Origin of the sequence: Planococcus koreensis, from assembly GCF_004761975.1 — a bacterium.
GTDB lineage: Bacteria > Bacillota > Bacilli > Bacillales_A > Planococcaceae > Planococcus > Planococcus koreensis.
The window spans coordinates 33,661-56,425 of the sequence record NZ_RQII01000033.1 but is presented as its reverse complement, the minus strand read 5'-3'; the positions used below and the strand labels follow the sequence as shown (position 1 = coordinate 56,425).

Sequence of the window (22,765 nt, the reverse complement as noted above, 5' to 3'; positions counted from 1 at the left end):
AAAAAATTAGATTTAATCCTGAATATGAAATTACGCCACTTTTACATTTCTTCTCTGATAAAATAGTAGAATCTTTCTTGACTAAGAAAATTAAAACTGAAGTATCATGAGAGGACATTAGCCATGTGGAGTAAATTTCAACAAAGATTATTGTGGATATTGACTTACTCTCCCCTAATAATTGTTATGATTTATAGATTTATCGCGGGAAATGAATTCTTCGGAATAGACAAATGGATTAAAACCAAAGAGTGGATATCAATAGAAAGCGTTTTTATAAGTTATATGGCACTAGAAGTCTATTTCATTCTTTTTATCTTGATCTATACTTACGCTATATACAAATTAGCTATCAAGTGGTTTTTGTCAGGATATGAAACTCGAATTGTGAGAGGTCAAGAAGGAGAAGATTTTTATATTAGAAAAGCTGAGAAGTTAAGTGCTAATGATTACTCTTTTTTTCTATTGACCTTACTTTTACCTTTAATTTCTCTAGACCATTCATCAATTACTAATCTTGTTGTATCTTTATTAATTATATTTTTTGTAATATCAATTTATGTTAACACTGACGCTATTAGTGTTTGTCCAATTTTGTTTTTCTCCGGAAGAAAGATATACAAAGGAATAATTTCAACAGGAGAAAAACAAGAGGAAGAAGATAATCCAGCTTTAAGAAAAGAAGTAGTATTTATGATAAAAAAAGATAAGATCACCTTTGATAAAAAGGTTCGAGGCGAAAGTTTGGTTAATGGCTTTTATTATTTGACGAATAATAGTGAAGATTAAACATTACTAAACACTATATTAAATATTAAGAAGAATAGAGGTGACTTAATGGCAATTCCAGGCTACCAAGAATTCATGTATCCGTTTCTAAAAATGCTTGAGGACGGTCAAGAGCATTCACTTCGCGAGTCATACCTCCGCCTAGCAGAAGAGTTTAGGCTTACAGATGAGGAACGGGAAGAAATGTTGCCAAGCGGCAAGCAGCGGATTTTACATAACCGCGTAGGATGGACAAGAACGTACTTAAAAAAGGCTGGTCTTTTAAATACTATTCGTCCAGGAGTCTTCGTAATAACTGAGCGTGGAAGGCAATTACTTGAAGATCCCTGTATTACAGCAATTGATAATGCATTCCTTATGCAATACGATGAATTTCGCCAGTTCAAAAACAAAGGCGACGATCAAAAGAATGTAACCATTTCTCCTTTGACAATAGAAAGCACGCCTTTAGAGGAGATTGAAAGCAATTACAGAATCTTAAAAGAAGAAGCGAAAGAAGACTTACTCGACAAAGTTAAAAACGGAACTCCTTTATTCTTTGAAAAACTTGTAGTTGAACTTCTTGTAGCCATGGGCTATGGCGGCTCCATGAAAGATGCTGGTCAAGCAATTGGGCGATCTGGCGATGAGGGAATTGATGGAATCATCAAAGAGGATATTCTTGGTCTCGATATGATTTATCTTCAAGCGAAGCGCTGGGAGAACACCGTTACTCGTCCGGAGATCCAGAAGTTTGTAGGGAGCCTTTATGGACAGCAAGCTAGCAAGGGTGTTTTTATCACTACTTCTTCTTTTTCAGATGGTGCTAAGGAATATGTTCAGAAGATTGATAAAAAGGTCATTTTGATCGATGGGGAAGAACTTACGGAATATATGTTTACTTATAACATTGGAGTTAATCATGAAGAGACTTTTGTTATTAAGAAAGTGGACGAAGATTATTTCGGTGAAGAGTAATGCTAGTAAAGAGAATCGCAATGGCTACTAAATTAGCTCAACTATATGGCTTAATGATTTAGGTAACGAGAATGCCGAAAACGAGGTACAGAAAATGGCTGATTTGAAATTTGAAATTATTGAGACGATTGGTACATTGTCTACAAAACAGAACGGATGGAAAAAACAATTAACACTAATAAGTTGGACCAATCGAGATCCTAAATATGATATCCGCTTTTGGTCAGAAGATCAAACTGAAATGAAAAAAGGGATAACTTTTGATTTATCTGAATTACAAACTTTAAAAGGATTGCTGAATCAGATGCCAGAATTAAAATGATATTTAAAAGAGCTGCCTGTGATGGCTTTCCTTATAGTAAGGAAGCCATTACAGACAGCTCTTTTTATTTGGTTATTTTCGCAAACCATGCTGGTTGATGAGAGGTTGTTATAGATCCATTTTTCATAAATCGGAAGAAAATACTATGTGATTTAAAAGATGCCAGCATCTCTTCTAATTCTTCATTTCCAACTACCCAGATGGTTTCAGATTTTTTTCGTTATCGATAACCTCGATTCCTTTGGTTTTTATGATCTCCAACATTTGATCGACTATTGTCACTTCCGAAAGACGTTGGCCTGAGATCATTTTTTCTTGTATCAAAAATGGGTTTAACGATTTAGTTTTTGGAACTGCTTTTACGATGTTTTGTTCATTTCTTTCTAACAGAGTAATCGACCAACAAGGAAGATAATCGGTGCTCTTAAATCCGTTCTTATGGAAAGAAAAAGAATTGTTTTTAGGTGCAAACCGTTCCAATTCGTTTTCGAGATTCGCCGATCCAAGAACAACTATGGTGTATTCAGAATCGGTTTCCAAAAGCACATTAAAGCCTTCGTTAGTTAATAAGTCTTTATACTCTAAGAGCGTTTGATTTGCTGACAAATTTTCTTTGCTCCCAACAATTGAAATGGCATCGATTAAGTCAGCTGCAATAGGTGAATCGGTTAAAGCTTCGAATTCAGACTCCGTTTCGTTTTTGGTCAGGATAGAAAATGCTCTTGAAAGTTCATCATTAATAGGAAGTTGAACGTCCACTTGCTGATTATCAAAAACCGAAGGATTTTCCAGGTCGGAAACATTAGCATCGCCCAACTCGAAACTTGATTCGTTTCGAGTTTTATTATTTATGTCGGCTTTGATTTTATTGATTTCCTCTGTGGTCATGTCGATAGTAGCTTCTTCTGCATCCGCCAGTTCCGAAATTTTCGGGCTCCATTCAAGATAAGGGCGGATGCCCATTTCATCCAGTCGCTGCCATAAGCTTTCCAATGCTTTTGAAGGGTTGAGGTAATAAGTGCTTCCCAGTACCCGCCAGAAACTCCAACCTGCCCGCTCAAGTACGCGCTGTCTGCGGAAATCATTTTCCATATCCTCTGATGATGTATGCCAATGATCTCCGTCGCATTCCACTGCCAGTTTAGCATTTTCCCCCATTACAACCAAATCAATTCGATAACCAGCGACTTCGTATTGAGTTAGTACACGATACCCTTTACGAACAATTGCATCGAAAACATCTTTTTCAAATTGGCTATCACATTTTTCGCGATTGCCATCTTGTTCTTCTTTTAAAGGGTTTTGAATATAGTTCAGCAATTGGTATCTCATGCAGTCAGAATTGTTAATGTCATTGACTGTAATGGAATGCATTAACCATATCTGATCTTTTGCCCGGCTGACTGCGACATTAAAACGCTGGCGATACGGTTCACTTGTCAACGAAGTAAGCCTTGTTGTTCCTTTCGCAGCTACCATGGATAGGAAGATGATATCACGTTCATCCCCTTGGAAAGCATACGCGTCGCCACAGATAATATTACGTTCTTCCATGGTTTCTGCTCCGATTTCAGTTAAAAGCAATTGCTGGATCAGGCTGGCTTGGCTGTTCCCTTGAAGGGAAATGACCCCGATGGACTTTCCATTGTAAGCAGGGTTGGAGACACATTTCTTAATTTCTTTGACAATTTCCTTAGCTTCAACTTCATTTATTGCAGATGTCGAACTTCCTTCACGGACTCCGTGTGGAAGATACTTTGATTTGATCGGTTCCAAGCGATTCGCCGGATATTGACGCAGAGCGAATAAAGGCTGATCTCTATAAGCGATCCTATTTGAGAACTCAATGATTTCTGGCATGCAACGGAAGTGCTCGCGGAGCGTAATCGTGTTTTTGAATAGAACATAGGCAACATCGAAAAATGAATTTCCAAGATTTAAAGTATCCATAAATGGATAATCGATCGGCTTCAAATAGCGATTTTGGAGTTTAGCCACGTCCTCGACTTGTATCCCTATTTTGCTGGGGCTGATTTGTTTGTCATCGCCGACAATGATGATTTTTTTCGCAATATATTTCAATAGTATTGCTTCGTGCCAGGACTGGCTCGCTTCATCTATGATTACAACGTCAAACAAATCAGGCTTCACTTCAAAATTCTCGAATACTTGATAAAGTGGCATAATCCAGGCAGGGATGGCATCCTTGCATTTCTCCATATGTCCCTGAGCTTCTTTACGGTATCTCGGAGCATTTTTTCCGGTTCCTTTTCCGACACGTTTAACAGCCTTGGTCCAAGCTTTTAAATGGCTATTCTGCAGATCTGTCATGGAAGTAAGCATGCTGTTCCACGCTTTTAATGCGCCGATATCAGTGATAGTCGCTTTAATGGATATTTCTGTTCTTTCATATTCATCAGCAAGATCTTTCTCGTTTTTATTTGAAAAATCTTTTAACCAAGTTTCTGCCATTCGCCAGTGAGCGGCTTTAGACCAATTCTGCAGCCGGATAGTCCATGCAGGATCAGAAATAGTTTCTTTAAGGTATCCCAAAAGCTTAGGATTGATTCTTTCTAGAAAGTCAGAGCTCTCTGTAATCAACTTATCTCGGTTCAGGATTTTTTGTAGATGCTGATAGCTTTCATGTTGCCGCTTCAATTCTTGCTTGTCACGCCATATCATACTTTCCAACAAACTCTTATAAACCGGATTAGTAGAATCAGAGATGGATGCCTCCATAGAACCTTGCACGTTATTCATGTATTCTTGAGGAACTTTTAATTCGTTCTTTTTCTCAAAGACTTCAAAGTTCTTTTGGAAAATCCCGATTTTTTCTAAGTCAAAATTAACAGCTGTAAGATAGTCAGTGGCTAAAATTGTTTGTTGTCGCCAAACTAATATACCTTGTACCGTTTTTAATTGATTAAAAATCCCTTTGCATTCTGCTAAATCGATTTTGGGATTTACTGGTTTAAAGGGAATCTCTATGGAATCCATTAACCTTTTTATTTCTGTGTAGGCACGTTCAAAATCGATATAAGCCCTTAGCTTCCGGGCTTGGCTTAAATCTTTAATAGGTTGACCATCATATTTAATTTCAGGGTATTCATTCTTGTACTCTTTAAGACCTTTGGTTTAAAGAACAGATTTCCGAGTCCTTTACCGTTCTCAAAAAGGTCGATCAATTGATTATTGATATGCTGAACAGTTTTAAATGGTACGTTCCCAGTATCCACTGATGACAACTCGAAAGAATCGATTGTTTCTTCCATTATTTTAATATTCTGCTGGAATTGTTCGGTTGCAGAAGCCCAATAATGGCCTCGATTTTGAAAAACATCTAAAACAGCTTTCTTCAGGAAAGGGTAATTGACAAAGAAAAGCTTGCTTTCTATTTCTTGATAAGAATCGAAAAGAGACTTTAATTTTTGATAATCAACTTCAGATAACCGGTTTAAATATTGTTGGACAGTTATATCTTCTAAATGTAATATTTGCCGGTATTGTTCTAATAAAAGTGCTTCTTGTTCAATAAACTGAACAACTTGCTCCAAATCAAAAAAATGATCCAGTGAAGGAGAAGCAAAGTTTTTGTAGTTCTCTGAAACATCAAGATCTGTTTGGTGCAACTGAATATAATTTGCAACGGCGGATTTTTCCTCTTGAATATCTTCTTCTGTCAAATTCAGTATGTTTTCATTCAAGTACCAGCTATTGGAGTCTTTCTCATTGCTTACAGTGTTTGCGATTTGCTGAGCCGTACCCATATAGGGAGTTCCCAAATCATGTCTGTAAGTCTCTTTTTCCCTGACTGCAAATAGCTCTGATTTAATCCGGTTTAAATCTTCCTTTAACGCTTTTAATGCCACCTCTTTTTGTGCGATGTTGCTAATGGTTTTAGTGGCTTCGTAAAACTCTTTTCTCATAGAAATCGTGCTCACAACAGTCTCTAAATCTTTTAATGAGGATGAATCGCCGCCCAGGAGACTTACACATAAATTCTGTAATTCAGCAGGCAGCTTTTCCTTAAGAACACTCAAAGCTTTTGCAGTTTGGCTGGTGATCAACACTCGTTGGCCAGTGGCTAATAAATGAGAGGTAAGATTAGCGATGGTATGAGTTTTTCCGGTTCCTGGGGGACCTTGAACCAATACACTGTCTTTATGTGTAATTGCTGCAACGATCCGGCTTTGCTCGTCATTCGATGGGAGCGGAAAATAAAACTCCCTGTCATAGGATTCCTTCTCACTTTCATCTGAAATGTTTTCGGCATTTCTTTGTTCAGGGCTGAACATATTGAATAAACTTCCCGGAATCAAATCTTCGTCACTAAGCTGCTCCAATTGCTCTATCGCTTGATCACAAGCTTTCTCAATGCTTTTTTGTGGTCGTTCTCTAAGTATAAATGAAGGTGAAAGTGAGACGATGGGGTTCGGTAAAGACTTTTTGTTTCTCATAATTTCATCGATGTAGACACCTCTAGAATCTAGAGATGAAACAATCGCCTTTAAAAGAGAAGTGACTGAAGCAATGTCAGTATCTTCTTCATTGAGAGATTCCAGCATTTCACTTACACTTTGCAGGTCCATGCTATTTAGTCTATGTTCTACTTCTAGCATATCTTCCTCAAACAAGAATTGGAGGCCTGTAGAACTCGAGGAAATAGTGAAAAGTGCTTTTTCACGTTCAAATTTCAATTCAACTTCTGTGGTCAACAAATGACGTTTAACATCACGATCGTTTGGAGTATTCCAAGAAAGAAGGCCGATGGCAAAAACGAATTGAACAGACTCCGATCTTGATAGAAGTGTCTGGTGAATACTAAAAAGTTTATCGTAAAGATCTTGAAGCGGTTTGACTCGTTTTTTTTCAGCTATGTAAGGATTCCATTTTTTTTCAAGAAAAAGTTCAAATTCACTTTGGATCCTTGGGGCATCTGACAATAGATACTCTACATATTCAGTTTCATTGTTTTCGGTTAAGACAGCTACTTCGATTTTAGTTTTTAACGAAATTCCGTCCTTTAAATCATTGAAAAGTACCCAGTTTTTTAGTGATTCGCTAATCTCTGGTTGGGACGGAATGTATGGCTTTTTAACAATCAAGAGATTATCGTTCACTTGGGGAAGGCTAAAATCGCATTCAGTTTCATTCGGGAAAGTATCCGTCCATAAAATCTCATCATAATTAGAAAAATTATAGATAGGTTTTTGGGTCAACTGGGTGAGCCCTTTAATATATTTTATTAAATGAGCAGCATCTTTGGGTGTTGCAGTTTTGGTCATAATTTCACTCCTTTATGGAAGGTATTATACCATTTTTATGTCAAAAAACGTAGAAAATCATTGCTGTATTTAAGGGGTCGCCACCTTGTACCAAAATAGCTCTATATACAAAAAGTTGTATACGATATTGCGCGAAAAATCAATAGAGCGGAATCGTTTCAAATATTTATAGCGATCTAATACGAATACCGAAGGGCTGGAGAAGGCAAAAGAGTAAGGGGTTTTTGGCCATTGCCTTAGATGTTTAAAGTATTAGATAAATCTTTAGTTAAATAACCATAAATTATTAGCAATTCTAGGTGAATGGAAAATAATTGTATTTACTTGTATCTTTTATGATACGATTTACACATTAGATGAAATAGTCAAATAGTTTTAAAAACTGGAGGAGGAATTCCATTGGCTGAACAAAAGAAGATTCGTACAACTGCTCGTGATGAAATTTTAACCGCTGTGCAGAAAATCACAAGAGAGCGGGAAGAAAAACAATTTGATTTAAGCGAGGTTCTGCAATATATGAAAGATGATGGAACAAGCTACAAAGAAAGTACGATTCGTACACATATCACTTCCAGATGTTGCTCTAATTCGCCTAATCATCACGGTTCTGTATTTGATGACTATGAACGAATTGGGAAAGGCATCTATCGACTGGTGTTGTAATGGGTGGAAATGCATTTGAAAATTCATTCTATTGGGCGAAGTCTCAAATAATAGAGAAATAGTCTCGGCGTATCAAAACTTAATGAAAAGCAAAACAGTTTTTCGAGAAGAGGTTAATGATGGTTAAGCAAACTACCAAAGCTGTCCAAGATCAATTGTTTCAGTTAGGCAAAGATTTAGGGTTTTACTCTTTGAAAGAATACACATTTAAATCGATAATTAATGCTTACGCACCACGATATGATGTTGTGTGGATGTTGAACGTTCAAACATTGAACTTAAACTCCTTGGACCACCTTCAATTAATTGAGGGTAAATATCTACCGTTCGCTGCTTTTGAACTCGAAGGCTCGACCACTTCTTCTAAAAACCAGGTAGGTAATGTAGGGAACCTACAACTATCGCCATGTTATTACAACTTCATGGTTGTAAATAATGCTAGTGCTGCGAAAGAAAATGATACATATCGAAGAGGTATGAAAATCGTGCGGTCGCTGCAGAGAGTAAACGGGGAGCGGCAATTGTTTTTCCTCGACAGCAGTATGCTAAAAAAACTTCCGATATTTACAAAAACAACTATTGTGCCACTTATAAACAGAGAAAATCGGCTTCCTCGAAAGAAGGGTTCGGGTGGAGAAAAACAGTCGATTTTAGTCGCAGCAAAATTAATGCCCAAACTTTTATTAACAGATTTGGATATAGCATATGACCGCAAACCGGATTACTTTAAATGGATCTATCATATTGATCAGAAGTTCCAGCAAATAAAAGTCCCGGTAAAATCTAAATACTTATTGAAACAAAGCTTTACTAAATCGCCGGTTCCTCTTCTAAAAGGCGAAGTAAAGTCAGCGAGTGACTACTATTACATTCCAGAAATTGACGTGGCAGCAGGTTTTAGCATCGAAGGAGGATATGTTCAGTTTCTGCACTTTCTCGCACAGCGAATAGGCGCAGATGTGATTCACTTTCCTTTCCTGCAGTACCTGTTGGATATACAAGAAGAAACCATTTATTTTCCTCTTCTCGGCATAGAAATTGAAATTAGTGAATCAAAGCATGCATTGGGTGGACTGATAAACCTGGCCAATTTTCAATATGTGGGGTGGCTCGTTTCTCCTGGAACCATGAAGCCGTATGTGGAAACCTATAAACATCATTTGGGCATGCAGAATGTCCATCATATTGAAGTGGAGGAATATCTAGTATGAATATATTGCTGGTACAACCATATAATAACTATAAATATGACTATCAAAAACTATACGATCAAGTTCTTAAGATAATAGAGAAAAAGTTAGTTGATCTGGTTGTCTTTCCGGAAAATTTTATAGACAGAGTTAGTGAAAACGAAGCTTGGGAGATAGTCGAAGGATTAGCAGAATTCTTAGATACACCTGTGATTTGTGGTATTTCCTTTGCTGATGGCACAGAACGGGCATTATATGTGAATTGGGCTCCAGCAGAGGGAGAGACGGTAGACTCTGTTTTTATAAAGCATTCTTCAGCTGAGAAACTTGTTTTTGAATTGGAAAAAGATGAACTAGAAGATCCAGAACTATACGAACCAATCCTTTTAAATGGTCAACGTATCCAGGTCTATATTTGCCATGATATGTTTTTCCCATTAGTCACAGAAAAATTGGAACAAGAAGGTTTAGACATTCTTATCAACTTAACCGGCGGCAATGTGAAGATGTCAAAATGGTGCAACGTGCTGAAAGGGCGATCCATTGAGCTGGATACAACCGTTTTATGCACCATGGCCAATCGGCCGGATATGAAACAACCTTCAGATCGAATTAGTTTTAAATCCGGAGAGCGTTTGAAAGCTAATTATAAATTAGGCAATGGTGAGAAGACGCATGCATTTAGCCTGTTCTCCACGGATGATCCAGTTATAGAAGAAGTGACAGTTGAGCATCTCTACAGTGATAAACAATACACGCAATTTACAGTGGGCCTCGATGAAGACGCGGATTGCACAATTGATTTGGATAAGTGGGAGATTTACTCATCCAAGCTACTCGATGCGGGTGAAGAGGAGACATCCTTGCATTTAACGAAAAATGGGGAGTCCATCCATGTTCATGTGGCAAACTATGAAGAATTATTCGATCGAACTTATTTTTACAAACAGTCCAAAGCAGAAGAGGGACATCATCTTGTGATTTATCTGTCCTATGGGCCGATAAATGAAGAAGAGGCAATTGCTCTGATGAAGCTTCGTGCAATAGAAAATCGCATAGGCTGTATCGTCGTTGCGGATAATCTCTTTGTTGCTGCTAAAACTAACCGTTACAAAGACATTCAATTGTTCAAAGCTACTGATAACAAGATAGGGTTTGATCTGCAATTTATGCAAGGCATTAATGGTCTTTTCCAAAACTCTGCAAGCAGTAAACAAGGGATTCCGGTACGATTTAAAGAGCAGTATTTAAGTCTATTGAAAGTGCCGGAAAATACGAAGTGAAGGAAATTAATTATGCCAACTAGAAACAGCAAATTACTTATTAAAGATCCCTTTATTATGAATGAAGACACTGTCAATGAGGCTGTTTGGAATTTCATCAAATCAGCCGGCTTTCATTGTCCTGACTTCTTGACTGGAAATAAAATAGGTGTTGATGTTGAAGGGGAAAAACATGGTTGGAGAATCTATGTCGAATCCAAAGGTTCCCATGCGAACACGCATGATCTTGATACTGTGTTTGATTCAGGTCAAATTAAAACACATACGTATATGCAAATTGGAAAGTTGATGGAGTACCAAACAATCGGAAAAGAAAACTCGCTGTACGTGATGGCAAATCCGGATATACCAAGAATAAGAAATAGAGTGGATAAAGTGATGAAATCTATTAATTTTGCTGGTTTTATTAGATTTTGGATTAGGGAAGATGGCAGTGTGGAAGTCGATTACCCAAGACATGTTGAAAAGACACTATTGGAAATTGGATTGATTCAAAATTAAACTTATTGTCGATTAGGAGGGGTATTTTGGAAGAAAAAGAGCTTTCTGAAAGTAAAATAGGAAAAATGTTAGATTGGGCATATGAAAATTCATTAGAAGGAATACCTGGAATGGATTCGGCTTATGAAATGGCAGAGAACTTTTTATCCAAGCATGATTCAACTGATAAGGCCATAGATAGTTTGATTCGTTGGCAAAATACTAAAGCGGCTACTAGCGGGTTTCTTACAGGCTTAGGTGGAATAATTGTTCTGCCCGTAGCCATTCCTGCTAATATTGCTTCAGTTATGTATGTTCAGATAAGAATGATCGCGGCAATATCACATATGAGAGGCCATGATTTAAAAGACGATCAAGTTAAAACGTTCGTGTTTGTTTGTCTAACTGGACAATCAGCATCAGGTATATTGAAGAAGTCAGGTATTCAAGCTGGCAACGCATTTGCCAAACAAGCCATAATGAAAATTCCAGGAGAAGTAATTAAAGTTATTAATAAAACTGTTGGATTTAAACTAGTAACGAAGTTTGGCCAAAAAGGCGTGGTTAATTTAGGGAAAGCTATACCGATTGCCGGCGGCGTTATTGGCGGCACTGTAGACGGTATAGGAACAAATATAATTGGAAAGACAGCTAAAAAGGTTTTTGGGTGACGAATTAAAGAATAATAATGAGAAAGAGGGGGAGTATGGACAAATTTATAGATTACTACACATTGCTAAATATACTGCCAAAAGCAAACGAAGAGCTGATCAAGCGCGCATATCGTATCCAGTCTAAAGCAATTCACCCTGATCAAGGCGGGGATGAAAGGCACTTTATTCTTTTAACCGAAGCCTATGAAGTATTGAGTAATCCGGCAAAAAGAAAAGCATATGATCAGGAATATGCCTATTATCAACAGACCAAAGAGGGAACAAAGGAACGTCCCAAAGAAGAACGAGAAAAATCGAATCACCAAGACGCGGCATATTCCCAAAAAGATTATCCTAAGTTCTCTTTTGACTTTATCCGTTATGGAAAGGTAATGATCGGAGCTCTTATAGTTCTCAGTATCCTGGCAAAAGCAATAAGTGCTATAGACGATAATACTGAACCAGAGATTCCAGTAAATCCTGTTGTCTTTCCAGTGGAAGCGAGTGACCAATCCAGTGATAGAACCCCAAGTACTGTTGTGAGCGAAGAATCACTAGATAATAAGGAAGAGTCAGAAGTGGAAGCAAGCGAACAATCCAATGATATACCTTCAGACACCGAGGCCAACGAAGAATTACTAGATGAAAAGCAAGGGGCAGAAGCCGCATCGGCTTATGTAACAACCGATTCCTCTTCACTATATAATCGATACCTAGATCGAATTTATAAACTAGAAGAAGATTTTCTTAGCTATGGAGAAGTTTGGGAATCAGGAAGCGATGCTGAAATTACGCAAGCGTCTCAAATCCAATTAAAAGCTTGGGATGATTTGCTAAATGAAATTTATCAAACTCTAAAAATGGAGTTAACTGATGAAGAATTTATTGCCTTAAGAGATTTACAACGTTCTTGGGTGGTAAAGAGAGATCGAGTTTCAGATGCAGCTATAGTCGATTTTACTGGAGGGTCTTGGGAAGTTCCTGTCTATAATGATGCACAGTTAGAAGAAACAAGAAAACGTTGCTATTGGCTAGTAATGAATTATATGAATTGAATCAAATCGCGCCCCTTTAACAATTACAATTCCGCTCAACCAAAATATATAGTAACTAAAGCAGCCTCCTTCAGTGAAAATAACTAAATTTCGAAGGTGGTTGCTTTATATTTATTTTTAAATCTAAGTATTTAGAAGTAAAACAAAGAGGGATTAGCGATGAAACAAATTTTTCTATACGTTGCAACTATGCTTGGCGGCGGTTTGCTGACTTATATCGGAGAGCGCTGGTTCGGTGCGGAATGGCTTTTCGGTTTATTGACGGTTGCGTTGTTCGGTTTATTTTTAGAGGGATGGAAGTGCTGGGGCACTAGTGGTGGCGGGCTCGTCATAGTCACAGCGTTCCTGTTGCTCACACTCGATTCAATCTTTTTTGTGCAGTATTGGGCGGTGTTTATCTGCAGCTTGCTGATGGCTGTTTTGTTGATGCCGCATTATCGCAAACACCGGGATGGCGTTGCGGCATCAGTGATTTTCGTGGGGCTCAATATGCTGAGTGCACTTGAGTTCATACCCAGTGAATTGATGTTATGGCTAATCGTATTAGCGACAGGAGCTGGGTCATTAATCGGTTTTCGCTTCAAATTTCCGCTTGTTAAGGCCAGCTTTGCTGCGCTGTTTTCGATCTCTGCATTTTTCTTGCTGTTCTTTCAGCTTTTCGATGGCTCTCCGTTGCTCACGGTTCTGGCATTTTTAACCGTCGCCATTTTTATTGTCAGCATGTACCGTCTGAATAGGTCGGCTACTGCTTGAGGTGCCGGCTATACCTTCAGAAATGCCGGAACGTTCATTGGCCGTCACCTTAAACAAATTGCTGAAAACAAAGCCGCAATGAAGAAATACTGAACACTCATTTTCTTCTGGCAGAAGCAGCGAATAACTAAATAAAATATTTCCGGTTATTGTGAAAGGGTCTTAACAAGGCCTTTTTTTGTTTGGCTAAAAATATAAAGAGAAGAAAAAGAATATGGGGTTTTAAGGAAATAATAAATAAGTATTTCCGTTAATTTACATTTAATTAACGCTCTATTCATACCTACAATATATTCATTGCTTACACTTGGGTTATCACATACATAAGGAGTGGATATTTTGAAACGAATGATGACGATTTTAGCGGCAAGCCTTGCGATGACAGCTTTTACCGGACCAGCACTTGCTGCTGAAGACGGAGAAGCAGGTAAAGTGATATCAAAACAGCAACAGCAAGAGATGGTGAACGTTGCACATCGCGGCGCTTCCGGGCATGCGCCTGAGAATACGATGGAAGCTTTTCAAAAAGGGTTTGAAATGAAGGCAGACTATATTGAAATTGATGTGCAAATGACCAAAGATGGAGAGTTAGTTGTAATTCACGACACTACTGTCAATCGTACAACAGACGGAACTGGCAAAGTGGGCGATTTAACATTAGCGGAAATTCGGCAGTTGGATGCCGGCAGCTGGTTTGGTGATGCTTATGCTGGCGAGAAAGTTCCTACTTTTGAGGAAGTATTAAATGAGTTCCGTGGGAAAGTTGGGATTTTAATCGAGTTGAAGGCACCTGAACTTTATCCAGGAGTGGAAGCGAAGATTGCTGATGCTTTGATCGAAAGAAATATGGATACAGCGAATAATGAAAAGATCATCATCCAATCGTTTAATCACGAATCCATGAAAACATCGAAAGAACTTTTACCGAATCTCTCTCATGGTGTTTTATTAGGTGGAAATTGGGCAAATGTAACGGAAGAACAATTAGCTCAATTTGCTGCTTATGCTGATTATTTCAATCCATCGATGTACATTGTAACGGAAGAACTGGTTGGTGACGTTCATGAAGCGGGGATGGACATCTATCCTTACACTTCAAGATCACAAGAACAAGCTTTGCGTCTATTCGATTTGAATGTAGATGGAATCATTACTGATTATCCGGAGCATGTCTATGCTCATCCTGTAAAAAACTAAGAATTCAATAGTGTGCATGCCAGGCAGAGAATTCTAAAATTCTCTGCCTGTTTTATTTACACTCGTATAAAAACGCGTCCCTGTGAAAAACACAATTAAGGGAAAGTGCCGCAATACCAAACTGTGCATTACTAGGTACACAAGCAGTATCATTGACGGTATAAACTATGAGGAATAAGATGATGTTGCATACATATTTATTTCATGGCATATGTAATCAAATATTTAGTTTGATTTTTTAGGGGTATACATTCCATTCTCCTATCTTATTAAAAGCATTCAAGATTAAAGAACTCACAACTCAGGAGGAATTTTATTATGAAAGCAGCAGTATGGTATGGAGAAAAAGATATTCGCATCGAAGAAAGAGAATTAAAAGCATTAAAAGACAACGAAGTATCGGTCCGTGTCGCATGGGCTGGTATTTGCGGCAGTGATTTGCATGAGTATCAAGAAGGGCCTGTTTTTGTTCCTACTGAAAAAGAAGATCAACTAACTGGTCAAGTAGCACCCCTTATCATGGGACACGAATTTGCGGGTATTATTGAAAAAGTAGGATCCCAAGTAACCAAGTTTAAAGTGGGGGATCGCGTTGCAATCAATCCTACTTTAACCTATGGCAACAAACCAGAAGATATTGATCAATACGATGGTTTCAGCTTTATTGGTCTTCATGGAGATGGAGGCTTCACTACTTTTGCCAATGCACCCGAATCGAATGTTTACCTTCTTCCAGAAACATTAAGTCTGCAAGAAGGTGCGCTCGTTGAACCAACTGCCGTTGCTGTACAAGCAATCAAAGAAGGTGGGCTTCGCTTTGGCGATACTGCAGCAATATTTGGTGCTGGACCTATTGGATTGGTGACCGTAATTGCTGCAAAAGCTGCAGGAGCAAGCAAAATCATTGTTTTGGATTTATCAGAAACGCGCCTTGAAAAAGCAAAAGAATTAGGTGCAACGCATATTGTTAACTCTGGGAAAGAAAATCCTGTAGAAGCAATTCGCGCAATTGTTCCAGAAGGGGTAGATGTATCATTTGAAGTTGCCGGTGTAGCACCAACATTTACACAAGCAATCGAGTCTACAAAAGCCCGTGGAACGATGGTGATTGTGTCTATTTTTGCTAGACCAATCGAATGGAATCCGATTCAATTGACTAATACAGGTGTTAAAATAACGTCTTCTATTGCATATACACCAACTTCGTTCCAACAAACGGTAGACCTGATGGGGACTGGCCAATTAAACCCACAAAGTATTGTAACATCTCAAATTCAATTAGATGATATTGTTGATAAAGGTTTTGAGGCTTTAACGAAAGATAAAACACAAGTAAAAATCCTTGTAGAATTAAGCGGTGAAAAGTAAGCATTAAGTGTTTCTTCTTTTAAATGGCTATATGCAGCAAAAGAACGCAACAAAATCCGCATGCCATATATCAGTGGATGATGAATCTTTCAGACAGATAACAAAAGGCGCTTCCTGTAAACACAGGAAGCGCCTTTTGTCGTTTATGCTTTATACTGATAAGTTCATGTCAGCCCTCCCAAAACCGGGACAGTCACAATCGCTTTCTTGTTATCCTTCTCGCTTTTCAACCGGAACGTATTTCTGCATGCCAGGCCCGATGTATTCCGCACGCGGACGGATCAGGCGGTTGTTTGAATACTGCTCAAGGTACACAAAAGGAGGATGTTCGATGGGCAAAACAAAAAACAGGTGGCTGATTGCATTAGCGGCGATTGCAATCAGCACGATTTTCTTCGTGATGCTGTTGCGTTCACAATGCTTCCGAACATCACCAACGTATTGATATTCCAAGCTTTGATATTGGTCATTGTCAGCTACTGCTGCTGCGGATTATCCAATCTTCCCGCATTTTTCGAGGATCTTTTCGGAACCAAGCATTTGGGTGCGATTCACCGTTATTTATTGACGACTTGGTCAATGGGCGGCATTATCGGACCGGCAATCGTTTCGCAGATCTGAGAGCGGACAGACAGCTATGTTCCGGTGTTTTACTTCTTCATCGTCCTGGTTTTCATCGGTTTCCTGATTTCGCTGTTGATCCGCTGGGACATCAAGCGAATTGAAGGGAAAGCACAGCCACAAAAGACAACAACCGCTTCAAAAGGGCTTAATCTTCAAGAAAGCAGTACCAAATAAGTATGTAAAACCTAGTCAAAAAAGTCGGTTCCTTAATCCTTATTGGTTTTTGGAACCAGCTTTTTTGTTCGTTAAAACCCCGTCCCTGTAGCAAACATAAAGAGGGATGGACAATGAATGTATCGTAAGTAACAATAAAGGAGTGATTTGGCAATGAACAGGAAACGAGTGCCACGCATCATCGGTGGGTTTATCGGTTTCGTAGTCGGAGGTATTGGAGGTGCTTTCTTCGGCTTAGTTGTGGGCGGGACTTTTTTAGGCGGACTCGATATTTATGAATCTACCGGACTTGAAGGTTACGAGTTAGCCGCATATGTGGGGGCTATAGCAGGCGCCATTGTGATGACAATAGTCGGGGCTAAATTTGCACAGAGGGTTGCTGACAAAAAGGGACAAGGGAATTTTAAATAATTAAAAGCAGGAGAATTGATCTTCTAGGGGGTGAAGGGTTGAAAGGGTTGAATCAACTAATCCATGAATACACGAACCAGTTGCAAGACGGTGAACTTCAGGCTGCGTACAAAGGGATTTTAGCGTTTATCAGCAAATTGCGAATAGGGTTGATCAAAAAATACCCACAGAACGAAATCGGCTCTATGTATCAAGGGCATATGGATATGACATTTTTTTCATTCAAGACAGAACAGCTAAAAGATAAAGGGTTGAAAATTGCCATTGTTTATTTACACGAAAAAGGAGCCTTTGAAGTCTGGCTTTCTGCTCGGAACAGGGATATAGCGAAGAAATATGAACTTCTACAAACCAGTGACATGTCAGCTGACATTATGGTGTTTCATGATGAGGCAAATTTAGAAGCAATCATAGAGTGCACATTGACCTCTACACCAGATTTCGAGGATCCCGATTCGCTTGCATCTGTGATTGATCAGGGAGTTAACAAGTTTGTCGATGCTGTAAGCGGCCACTTATAACAAGCGTGTAGAAAAAAAGTTAAAAGGGGACTGAAGTTATTTGGTTCGGCCTCCCTGAAGATGTAGCCTTTCTGCGGACGGTGAAGTTTGAGCGCTTGGAGCGGCTGGAGATGCTGCAAAGAGCGCTTAAATAGAGTGAGTGGCTATTATAACGGAGCTTTCTTCAATTTTTCTGGTGAATATTGAAGAAGGTTCCTTTTTCAGAATTTGAATGTGGTATTCTGAATTAACAAACTTGTCTAACATACCGTCAAATTGCATTGCAAAGGGGACCCGGGAAATGGTGAAAAAATATCAAGAACAAGTAGACCTTATTTCAGAAGAGGTGCCAGATATACGCTTATTGCCAATGTCTAAAAATGATCTTGCATTCATTGGAAAAAGCATTGAGGAGGTCCAGGATTGGTTTAAGTTCTATTTGCCAGGCAATAAATATCAGTTTAAGAGAAAAATGACCGCACCAAAAGGGACATTGGTTTTATTTCAGTTCCGAGGCCGTTTGATCGCTTCTGCCCTGCTTAAAAAAACAGTAAGCTATGATGAAGTGAATGAATTTGGATACAGTGGGTATTATAAGTTTTCAAAGTCGTCCATTTTCACTTTTGATCCTCTGGATATAAAAGATGTTCAGAAAATATGGAGCGGGATGAAAAGCTTCAACCAATCACATCAGACTCTTGACGCTGCCCAATATCCGGCGCTTAAGAAGTTGCTAGCAAAGCGGCAGTTACGATTTGTGAAGTTTAAGAATGATGAAGATTATCAAAAAGCCATAGAAGAAATAACAATAAAGAAGGCAGTCGTTGAAGATCGACCAAAAGAATTGATTGAAAAAGGAAGCCAAGCATCCAAAAAAATGCAATGGGGAAGAGCTCCTTTGACAGCTAAAAGAGCCATTGTACAAGCTGATTTTAAATGCGAAGTGGATGCGTCGCATGAGTTTTTCGTTTCATCTGTGACAGATGAAAATTATGTAGAAGCGCACCATCTTATACCTCTGGAGTTTCAAGCTCAATTCGATAATAGTTTAGATGTTGAAGCGAATATTGTCTCACTTTGCGCAATGTGCCATAAAAAGATTCACCATGCCCCCGGAAGCGAGAAATTTCAGATGGTTGAAATATTGCATGACAAGAGAAGTGAGCGTTTGAAGAAGTGTGAGATTTACATTGGGAAAGAAGATTTGAAAATGCGTTATTAGCATTGCTCGAGCTAAGGGATAAGGAATTATTGTCCCGCTCTTTGCTAGCGTAAGATAGTAAGCAATGAAAAGCTGCAGTCCAGTATTACCTAGGACTGCAGCTTTTAAGTATCCTTTTACCTTAATCCAACCCCAAAGCGTCCAACCCAATACCAGCAAGCACTGCCTGGCCGGCATTGGTCGGATGAATATCGCCTTGGATGACGTATTCAGCTTGGTCGTTGCCGAATGCACTGTATGCGTCAGCAACATAGACATCACTATAGGAAAATGCCAGTCCTATAAATCCAAGATTTATCTGCGGCAGGACAGCATCGGCCACATAATGCAGCGGATCGTTCAACTGAAACGGATTGTAGACATTGTACAAAACAATCGGCGCATCGGTCAGCGAGCGAATTTCTTCGATTGTTTCACCGATATTCGTGAAAACGTCGCTAGTGGAGAGCTTTTGCTGCAATAATTGCTGGAACAAAAGCTGATTCCCTGCACTTTCTGCAGCTGCAGCACGCAGAATGGATAAGAGATCGTTGCTGCCAATCGTTACTGACACATAATCGGCATGGTCTAGGGCTTGGCGATATTTTTGGTCTGTTTCCAATGCGTCTAACAGCTGAGCGGACTGCCATCCGGAAATCCCTAGATTGCGAACCCGCAAATCGCCATCTTCGCCAATCAAATAAGGGTAGCTGGTTTTCGCGGGATTCTGGTTGTTCTGGCCAAGGTTAAAGCCGAACGGAATTGAATCCCCCAATGCGACAAGCGATTCCTTGGCGTTGTCATTTTTGGCAAAAGCAGCTGGAGCTGTAAGTGAACTGACAAGCAAAATAGCAGTAGCGGTTTTGATGAGTCTTTTCATACAACACTTCCTTTCTTGGTCTTAGATTCTAGTATAAAAGAAGTAGTTTGAATATTCTATAAATATGTTTAATTTTTTATAATTGCCCCTAAATTCACCTAATAACAAAACACCCTCAACAAGAAATAATTTTAGAGACTGGAAGGAGAAAGGGAAGTGAAGAAACTAGTTTCGGCTATATTTGTCTCATTGATTGTCATTGCAAGTGGCTGCAATCATGAAGTGACTGTCTCAGAAGAGCAGGCAAAGTCCAGTGTTATCGAACTCCGAAACGGAAACATCGGCAAAGTCGAAATTCTTTCAACAGAACTCAAGAGAGGCAACTATCTAATTGAGTGGAAAAACGAAGAAAATTGCGAGCATGGTGTTGATTCTGTCAACGCGGAAACTGGGGAAATTGAAATGATTACAGCTGCGATTTGTTGATGAATGGGCCCTTAAATTGGATGCTTTTTTCGTATTTAGTTCACGATAATTTTGCAGTACATCGCAGCAGTTCCTAAATTGCTTCTACTCCGCTGAACTTTTTTCCATCAAGAAAACAGCCAGTTCCAAAGCTCGAATCCGTCTCGCTAATAGCGTCCGTTGCGGACTGCCTGCCTTTGATTTGTGGTATGCGTTCTCTAGCGAGGGGAATAAGCCGGCTAAAACAATACAGGCTTCTGCCAATTCTCCATCGCTGTATGGCTGAGGTTTTTGTTGCCAAACGTTTTCGAGTACAGCCAAGCCGACATAATGGGCTTGGAGGCGCTTCTGTAATAGCGTCGTATTAACGCCTTTCTCGGTCATCTGCGCCAAGGCTTTTTCTAATTTACTGATGGTCGATCGGAAAGATTCTACCGATTCCTTTTTTACAGCCATTGATATGGAGTCCATGGTCATGCTGCCTCATTTCATTATAGGTTTCCAGTGAATCAGCATTACAAAAGCAGTTCTTCTTTTAACAATAAATCAAATGCTGCCACCACACATCAAGTTTTTCCTTGGACTGTGGATAATCATTAACATTCCATGTCAGACCTAGTTACCAGTTTTACTTATATTTCCTGCTTCAGGTCGTTTCAACTTTCATAGCATTTGGGCAATTAAGCGTCATTTATTGAAGTGCAGAAAAAGCAAAAAAAGGATGGCTCCCCAATTTATTGCTGAATTGCGGAGCCATCCTTTTCTCTTTGCTGTATTATTCAAATTCGATTTTCGTCGTGATGACTCTGCCTGTCGGATGCGGGTCGAACCCGGTGATGTTTTCCTTGCCGGCAAGAGTTGGCGATGTGTGGACGAGCGGAATGACCGGCGGATCTTCGTGCATGATCACTTGCGCTTGTTTATATATTTCATTGCGCTCTTCTTGATCGGTCGTTGTTCTTGCTTGGTCCAGGAGCTTATTCAACTCCGGATTATCATATTGCGTCGAGTTGGTGGAACCAATATTGTCACCGTGCCAAAGCGTGTAAAGGAAGTTATCGGCATCACCGTTCATGCCCGTCCAGCCGAGCAGGAATGCATCTGCTTCGCCGTTCAACGCTTTTTCGATATAAGTGGCCCACTCAAACGTCACGATTTCCGCTTTGACGCCGATTTCTGCAAAGTTCGACTGCAGGTATTCAGCGACTTTCGCGCCGTCTGGCATATAGGGGCGTGAAACCGGCATTGCGTAAAGTTCCATTTCAAAGCCGTCTGGCAGCCCGGCTTCAGCAAGAAGCTCTTTGGCTTTTTCGGGGTCGTATGGGTACGGTTCGATAGCGTCGTTATAGCCTTCAACAGCCGGAGGAATCGGGTTTTTCGCGGCAATCGCCCCTTCACCGAAGAACGCCTCGACCAATGCGTCTTTATTGACCGCGTGGCTAAGCGCCTGGCGGACAAGCGGGTCATCGAAAGGTTCGTGTGTTAAGGTCATGCCCAGGTAGCCAAGGTTAAGGGGCGGCCTCGAGAACAGGGCCAATTCCGGGTTTTCTTCAATCTGTGCGTGATTCTCCGAATCCAAGCCGGCAATCAAATCCACTTCGCCGCTCAGCAGTGCATTGAGGCGGGCGGAATTGTCCGGGATGGTGCGGAAAATGACTTGTTCAAGTTTCGGATAGCCATCCAACCAGTATTCGCTGTTTTTCTCAAGAACGATGCGGTCGTTGCGTACCCATTCTTTGAAGATGAAAGGTCCGGTCCCGACCGGATTGCTTTTGTATTCTTCGCCGGATTGTTCAATCGCTGCCGGACTTGATATCGAGAGCGGCGTAAGCGCCAGGTCTTTTAGCAGCGTCGGCTGCGGGCCGTTGAGCTTGATCTCTACGGTTGACGCATCCACAGCACGAACAGAAGCGATGTTATGCGCAGCGTCCGCTTTATAGCCGCCGAACACGCTGCCGTACATCGGGAAGTTATCCGCGTTGCCGTTCATCCATCGTTCGAAATTAAAGACGACGGCTTCAGCATTGAAATCCGTTCCGTCGTGGAACTTCACACCTTCGCGAAGCGTAAACGTATACGTGAGGCCGTCTTCCGACTCGTTCCATTCGGTTGCAAGCATTGGCTCTACCGTTGTTTCACCTTCCGCAAACGTCGTCAGCGTCTCTAAAATACTTTGGGCGACGTTTTCCGATTCGCCATCGGTCACTTCTGACGGATCCAATGACACCGAGTCGCCGCCGCGGGCGAAAATGAGCGTGTCTTGCGCAGCTGCAGATTCTGAGCCGCCGGATTCTTCGCCGGAACAGGCCATTAAGATAAAGGGGGATAGGCAAATTAAGATAAACATGACTGTGATGGATCTTTTATTCATTCGATCACTCCTTGGTTTGGGATGGGATTGCTGCTGTATGTACATGTCTGCTGGAAATAAAACCACTGCCGAAATTACAAAAAAGTTTTATTCAGCTGGATCCTTTAGCCATAAGATAAACGTAAAACAAGCCGGGTTCTTCAGGTGAATTCCTGAGGGACCCGGCTTGTTTGTATTGGGCCCAGCGCAAAATGCGTTGGATTC

General features: G+C 40.1%; 22 protein-coding genes and 1 pseudogene. 17 read left to right on the top strand and 6 right to left on the bottom strand.

Annotation, left to right across the window (positions count from 1 at the left end):
• The first annotated feature begins 123 nt into the window (after positions 1-123).
• From EGV91_RS08370 to EGV91_RS08360, 3 genes are all read left to right on the top strand, one after another.
• Positions 124-789: a hypothetical protein gene (locus tag EGV91_RS08370; RefSeq protein WP_135502587.1), complete on the top strand. Its 666-nt coding sequence runs from the start codon at positions 124-126 to the stop codon at positions 787-789.
• A gap of 48 nt (positions 790-837) precedes the next feature.
• On the top strand, positions 838-1,746 hold the full coding sequence (locus tag EGV91_RS08365; protein ID WP_135502585.1) for a restriction endonuclease: 909 nt from the start codon (positions 838-840) through the stop codon (positions 1,744-1,746).
• 94 nt (positions 1,747-1,840) lie between these two features.
• Complete coding sequence (locus tag EGV91_RS08360) at positions 1,841-2,068, top strand: YdbC family protein (RefSeq protein ID WP_135502583.1); 228 nt, start codon at positions 1,841-1,843, stop codon at positions 2,066-2,068.
• A 192-nt stretch (positions 2,069-2,260) separates the two neighbouring features.
• On the opposite strand, the gene EGV91_RS08355 is transcribed toward EGV91_RS08360, so the two are convergent.
• Together EGV91_RS08355 and EGV91_RS08350 are read right to left on the bottom strand one after the other, a co-directional pair.
• The gene (locus EGV91_RS08355; RefSeq protein WP_135502581.1) at positions 2,261-5,065 is read right to left on the bottom strand and encodes an AAA domain-containing protein; all 2,805 of its coding nucleotides are present in this window, start codon (positions 5,063-5,065) and stop codon (positions 2,261-2,263) included.
• Between the two features lie 65 nt (positions 5,066-5,130).
• Positions 5,131-7,353 carry an AAA domain-containing protein gene (locus EGV91_RS08350; protein WP_135502579.1) on the bottom strand — a complete coding sequence of 741 codons (2,223 nt, stop codon included), beginning with the start codon at positions 7,351-7,353 and terminating at the stop codon, positions 5,131-5,133.
• A 399-nt stretch (positions 7,354-7,752) separates the two neighbouring features.
• Between EGV91_RS08350 and EGV91_RS08345 the strand changes: the two genes are divergently transcribed.
• The 9 genes from EGV91_RS08345 (at position 7,753) to EGV91_RS08305 (ending at position 15,995) form a co-directional block, all read left to right on the top strand.
• Entirely contained in the window at positions 7,753-8,016 is a 264-nt protein-coding gene (locus EGV91_RS08345; protein ID WP_135502577.1) for a DUF7669 domain-containing protein, read from the top strand.
• Between the two features lie 116 nt (positions 8,017-8,132).
• The gene (locus EGV91_RS17385; protein ID WP_241666145.1) at positions 8,133-9,227 is read left to right on the top strand and encodes a hypothetical protein; all 1,095 of its coding nucleotides are present in this window, start codon (positions 8,133-8,135) and stop codon (positions 9,225-9,227) included.
• On the top strand, positions 9,224-10,489 hold the full coding sequence (locus EGV91_RS08335; protein ID WP_135502575.1) for a carbon-nitrogen hydrolase family protein: 1,266 nt from the start codon (positions 9,224-9,226) through the stop codon (positions 10,487-10,489). The genes EGV91_RS17385 and EGV91_RS08335 overlap by 4 nt, the downstream gene beginning before the upstream one ends.
• Positions 10,490-10,501: 12 nt before the next feature.
• Positions 10,502-10,990, top strand: coding sequence for a hypothetical protein (locus tag EGV91_RS08330; protein ID WP_135502573.1), 489 nt, complete (start codon positions 10,502-10,504; stop codon positions 10,988-10,990).
• A gap of 26 nt (positions 10,991-11,016) precedes the next feature.
• The gene (locus tag EGV91_RS08325) at positions 11,017-11,640 is read left to right on the top strand and encodes an EcsC family protein (RefSeq protein WP_241666144.1); all 624 of its coding nucleotides are present in this window, start codon (positions 11,017-11,019) and stop codon (positions 11,638-11,640) included.
• A 35-nt stretch (positions 11,641-11,675) separates the two neighbouring features.
• The gene (locus EGV91_RS08320; RefSeq protein WP_158290590.1) at positions 11,676-12,677 is read left to right on the top strand and encodes a DnaJ domain-containing protein; all 1,002 of its coding nucleotides are present in this window, start codon (positions 11,676-11,678) and stop codon (positions 12,675-12,677) included.
• Positions 12,678-12,836: 159 nt separating this feature from the next.
• Positions 12,837-13,430 (top strand): hypothetical protein, encoded by a 594-nt coding sequence (locus EGV91_RS08315; RefSeq protein WP_135502568.1) that lies wholly within the window; start codon positions 12,837-12,839, stop codon positions 13,428-13,430.
• A 348-nt stretch (positions 13,431-13,778) separates the two neighbouring features.
• Positions 13,779-14,627, top strand: coding sequence for a glycerophosphodiester phosphodiesterase (locus EGV91_RS08310; RefSeq protein WP_421958245.1), 849 nt, complete (start codon positions 13,779-13,781; stop codon positions 14,625-14,627).
• Positions 14,628-14,945: 318 nt separating this feature from the next.
• Positions 14,946-15,995 (top strand): 2,3-butanediol dehydrogenase, encoded by a 1,050-nt coding sequence (locus EGV91_RS08305; RefSeq protein WP_135502564.1) that lies wholly within the window; start codon positions 14,946-14,948, stop codon positions 15,993-15,995.
• Positions 15,996-16,205: 210 nt separating this feature from the next.
• On the opposite strand, the pseudogene EGV91_RS17380 reads toward EGV91_RS08305, so the two are convergent.
• Positions 16,206-16,304, bottom strand: a pseudogene (locus EGV91_RS17380) (citrate/2-methylcitrate synthase); the annotation flags it as partial.
• A gap of 15 nt (positions 16,305-16,319) precedes the next feature.
• Here EGV91_RS17380 and EGV91_RS17205 point away from each other — a divergent pair.
• The 4 genes from EGV91_RS17205 (at position 16,320) to EGV91_RS08280 (ending at position 18,926) form a co-directional block, all read left to right on the top strand.
• Positions 16,320-16,616, top strand: a complete 297-nt coding sequence (locus EGV91_RS17205) for a hypothetical protein (protein ID WP_175580286.1) — start codon at positions 16,320-16,322, stop codon at positions 16,614-16,616.
• A gap of 330 nt (positions 16,617-16,946) precedes the next feature.
• A complete protein-coding gene (locus tag EGV91_RS08290) occupies positions 16,947-17,204 on the top strand; it encodes a hypothetical protein (protein WP_135502562.1) in 258 nt (85 codons plus the stop codon).
• Between the two features lie 38 nt (positions 17,205-17,242).
• Positions 17,243-17,725 carry a DUF7000 family protein gene (locus EGV91_RS08285; protein WP_135502560.1) on the top strand — a complete coding sequence of 161 codons (483 nt, stop codon included), beginning with the start codon at positions 17,243-17,245 and terminating at the stop codon, positions 17,723-17,725.
• A gap of 280 nt (positions 17,726-18,005) precedes the next feature.
• The gene (locus tag EGV91_RS08280; protein WP_158290589.1) at positions 18,006-18,926 is read left to right on the top strand and encodes an HNH endonuclease; all 921 of its coding nucleotides are present in this window, start codon (positions 18,006-18,008) and stop codon (positions 18,924-18,926) included.
• 121 nt (positions 18,927-19,047) lie between these two features.
• Here EGV91_RS08280 and EGV91_RS08275 read toward each other — a convergent pair whose 3' ends face one another.
• Entirely contained in the window at positions 19,048-19,785 is a 738-nt protein-coding gene (locus EGV91_RS08275; protein ID WP_135502556.1) for a GDSL-type esterase/lipase family protein, read from the bottom strand.
• Positions 19,786-19,941: 156 nt separating this feature from the next.
• Here EGV91_RS08275 and EGV91_RS08270 point away from each other — a divergent pair, with 156 nt between their 5' ends.
• A complete protein-coding gene (locus tag EGV91_RS08270) occupies positions 19,942-20,211 on the top strand; it encodes a hypothetical protein (RefSeq protein WP_135502554.1) in 270 nt (89 codons plus the stop codon).
• Positions 20,212-20,295: 84 nt separating this feature from the next.
• Here EGV91_RS08270 and EGV91_RS08265 read toward each other — a convergent pair whose 3' ends face one another.
• Both EGV91_RS08265 and EGV91_RS08260 read right to left on the bottom strand, forming a co-directional pair.
• Positions 20,296-20,661, bottom strand: coding sequence for a hypothetical protein (locus EGV91_RS08265; RefSeq protein ID WP_135502552.1), 366 nt, complete (start codon positions 20,659-20,661; stop codon positions 20,296-20,298).
• A 304-nt stretch (positions 20,662-20,965) separates the two neighbouring features.
• Positions 20,966-22,561 carry an ABC transporter substrate-binding protein gene (locus tag EGV91_RS08260; protein WP_135502550.1) on the bottom strand — a complete coding sequence of 532 codons (1,596 nt, stop codon included), beginning with the start codon at positions 22,559-22,561 and terminating at the stop codon, positions 20,966-20,968.
• Positions 22,562-22,765 lie beyond the last annotated feature (204 nt).

Coding starts and splice junctions, on each gene's coding strand:
- EGV91_RS08370 (WP_135502587.1), top strand. CDS start 124: ATGTGGAGTAAATTTCAACAAAGATTATTGTGGATATTGACTTACTCT.
- EGV91_RS08365 (WP_135502585.1), top strand. CDS start 838: ATGGCAATTCCAGGCTACCAAGAATTCATGTATCCGTTTCTAAAAATG.
- EGV91_RS08360 (WP_135502583.1), top strand. CDS start 1,841: ATGGCTGATTTGAAATTTGAAATTATTGAGACGATTGGTACATTGTCT.
- EGV91_RS08355 (WP_135502581.1), bottom strand. CDS start 5,065: ATGGATTCCATAGAGATTCCCTTTAAACCAGTAAATCCCAAAATCGAT.
- EGV91_RS08350 (WP_135502579.1), bottom strand. CDS start 7,353: ATGACCAAAACTGCAACACCCAAAGATGCTGCTCATTTAATAAAATAT.
- EGV91_RS17385 (WP_241666145.1), top strand. CDS start 8,133: ATGATGGTTAAGCAAACTACCAAAGCTGTCCAAGATCAATTGTTTCAG.
- EGV91_RS08335 (WP_135502575.1), top strand. CDS start 9,224: ATGAATATATTGCTGGTACAACCATATAATAACTATAAATATGACTAT.
- EGV91_RS08330 (WP_135502573.1), top strand. CDS start 10,502: ATGCCAACTAGAAACAGCAAATTACTTATTAAAGATCCCTTTATTATG.
- EGV91_RS08320 (WP_158290590.1), top strand. CDS start 11,676: ATGGACAAATTTATAGATTACTACACATTGCTAAATATACTGCCAAAA.
- EGV91_RS08315 (WP_135502568.1), top strand. CDS start 12,837: ATGAAACAAATTTTTCTATACGTTGCAACTATGCTTGGCGGCGGTTTG.
- EGV91_RS08310 (WP_421958245.1), top strand. CDS start 13,779: ATGATGACGATTTTAGCGGCAAGCCTTGCGATGACAGCTTTTACCGGA.
- EGV91_RS08305 (WP_135502564.1), top strand. CDS start 14,946: ATGAAAGCAGCAGTATGGTATGGAGAAAAAGATATTCGCATCGAAGAA.
- EGV91_RS17205 (WP_175580286.1), top strand. CDS start 16,320: ATGTTCGATGGGCAAAACAAAAAACAGGTGGCTGATTGCATTAGCGGC.
- EGV91_RS08290 (WP_135502562.1), top strand. CDS start 16,947: ATGAACAGGAAACGAGTGCCACGCATCATCGGTGGGTTTATCGGTTTC.
- EGV91_RS08280 (WP_158290589.1), top strand. CDS start 18,006: ATGGTGAAAAAATATCAAGAACAAGTAGACCTTATTTCAGAAGAGGTG.
- EGV91_RS08275 (WP_135502556.1), bottom strand. CDS start 19,785: ATGAAAAGACTCATCAAAACCGCTACTGCTATTTTGCTTGTCAGTTCA.
- EGV91_RS08265 (WP_135502552.1), bottom strand. CDS start 20,661: ATGGACTCCATATCAATGGCTGTAAAAAAGGAATCGGTAGAATCTTTC.
- EGV91_RS08260 (WP_135502550.1), bottom strand. CDS start 22,561: ATGAATAAAAGATCCATCACAGTCATGTTTATCTTAATTTGCCTATCC.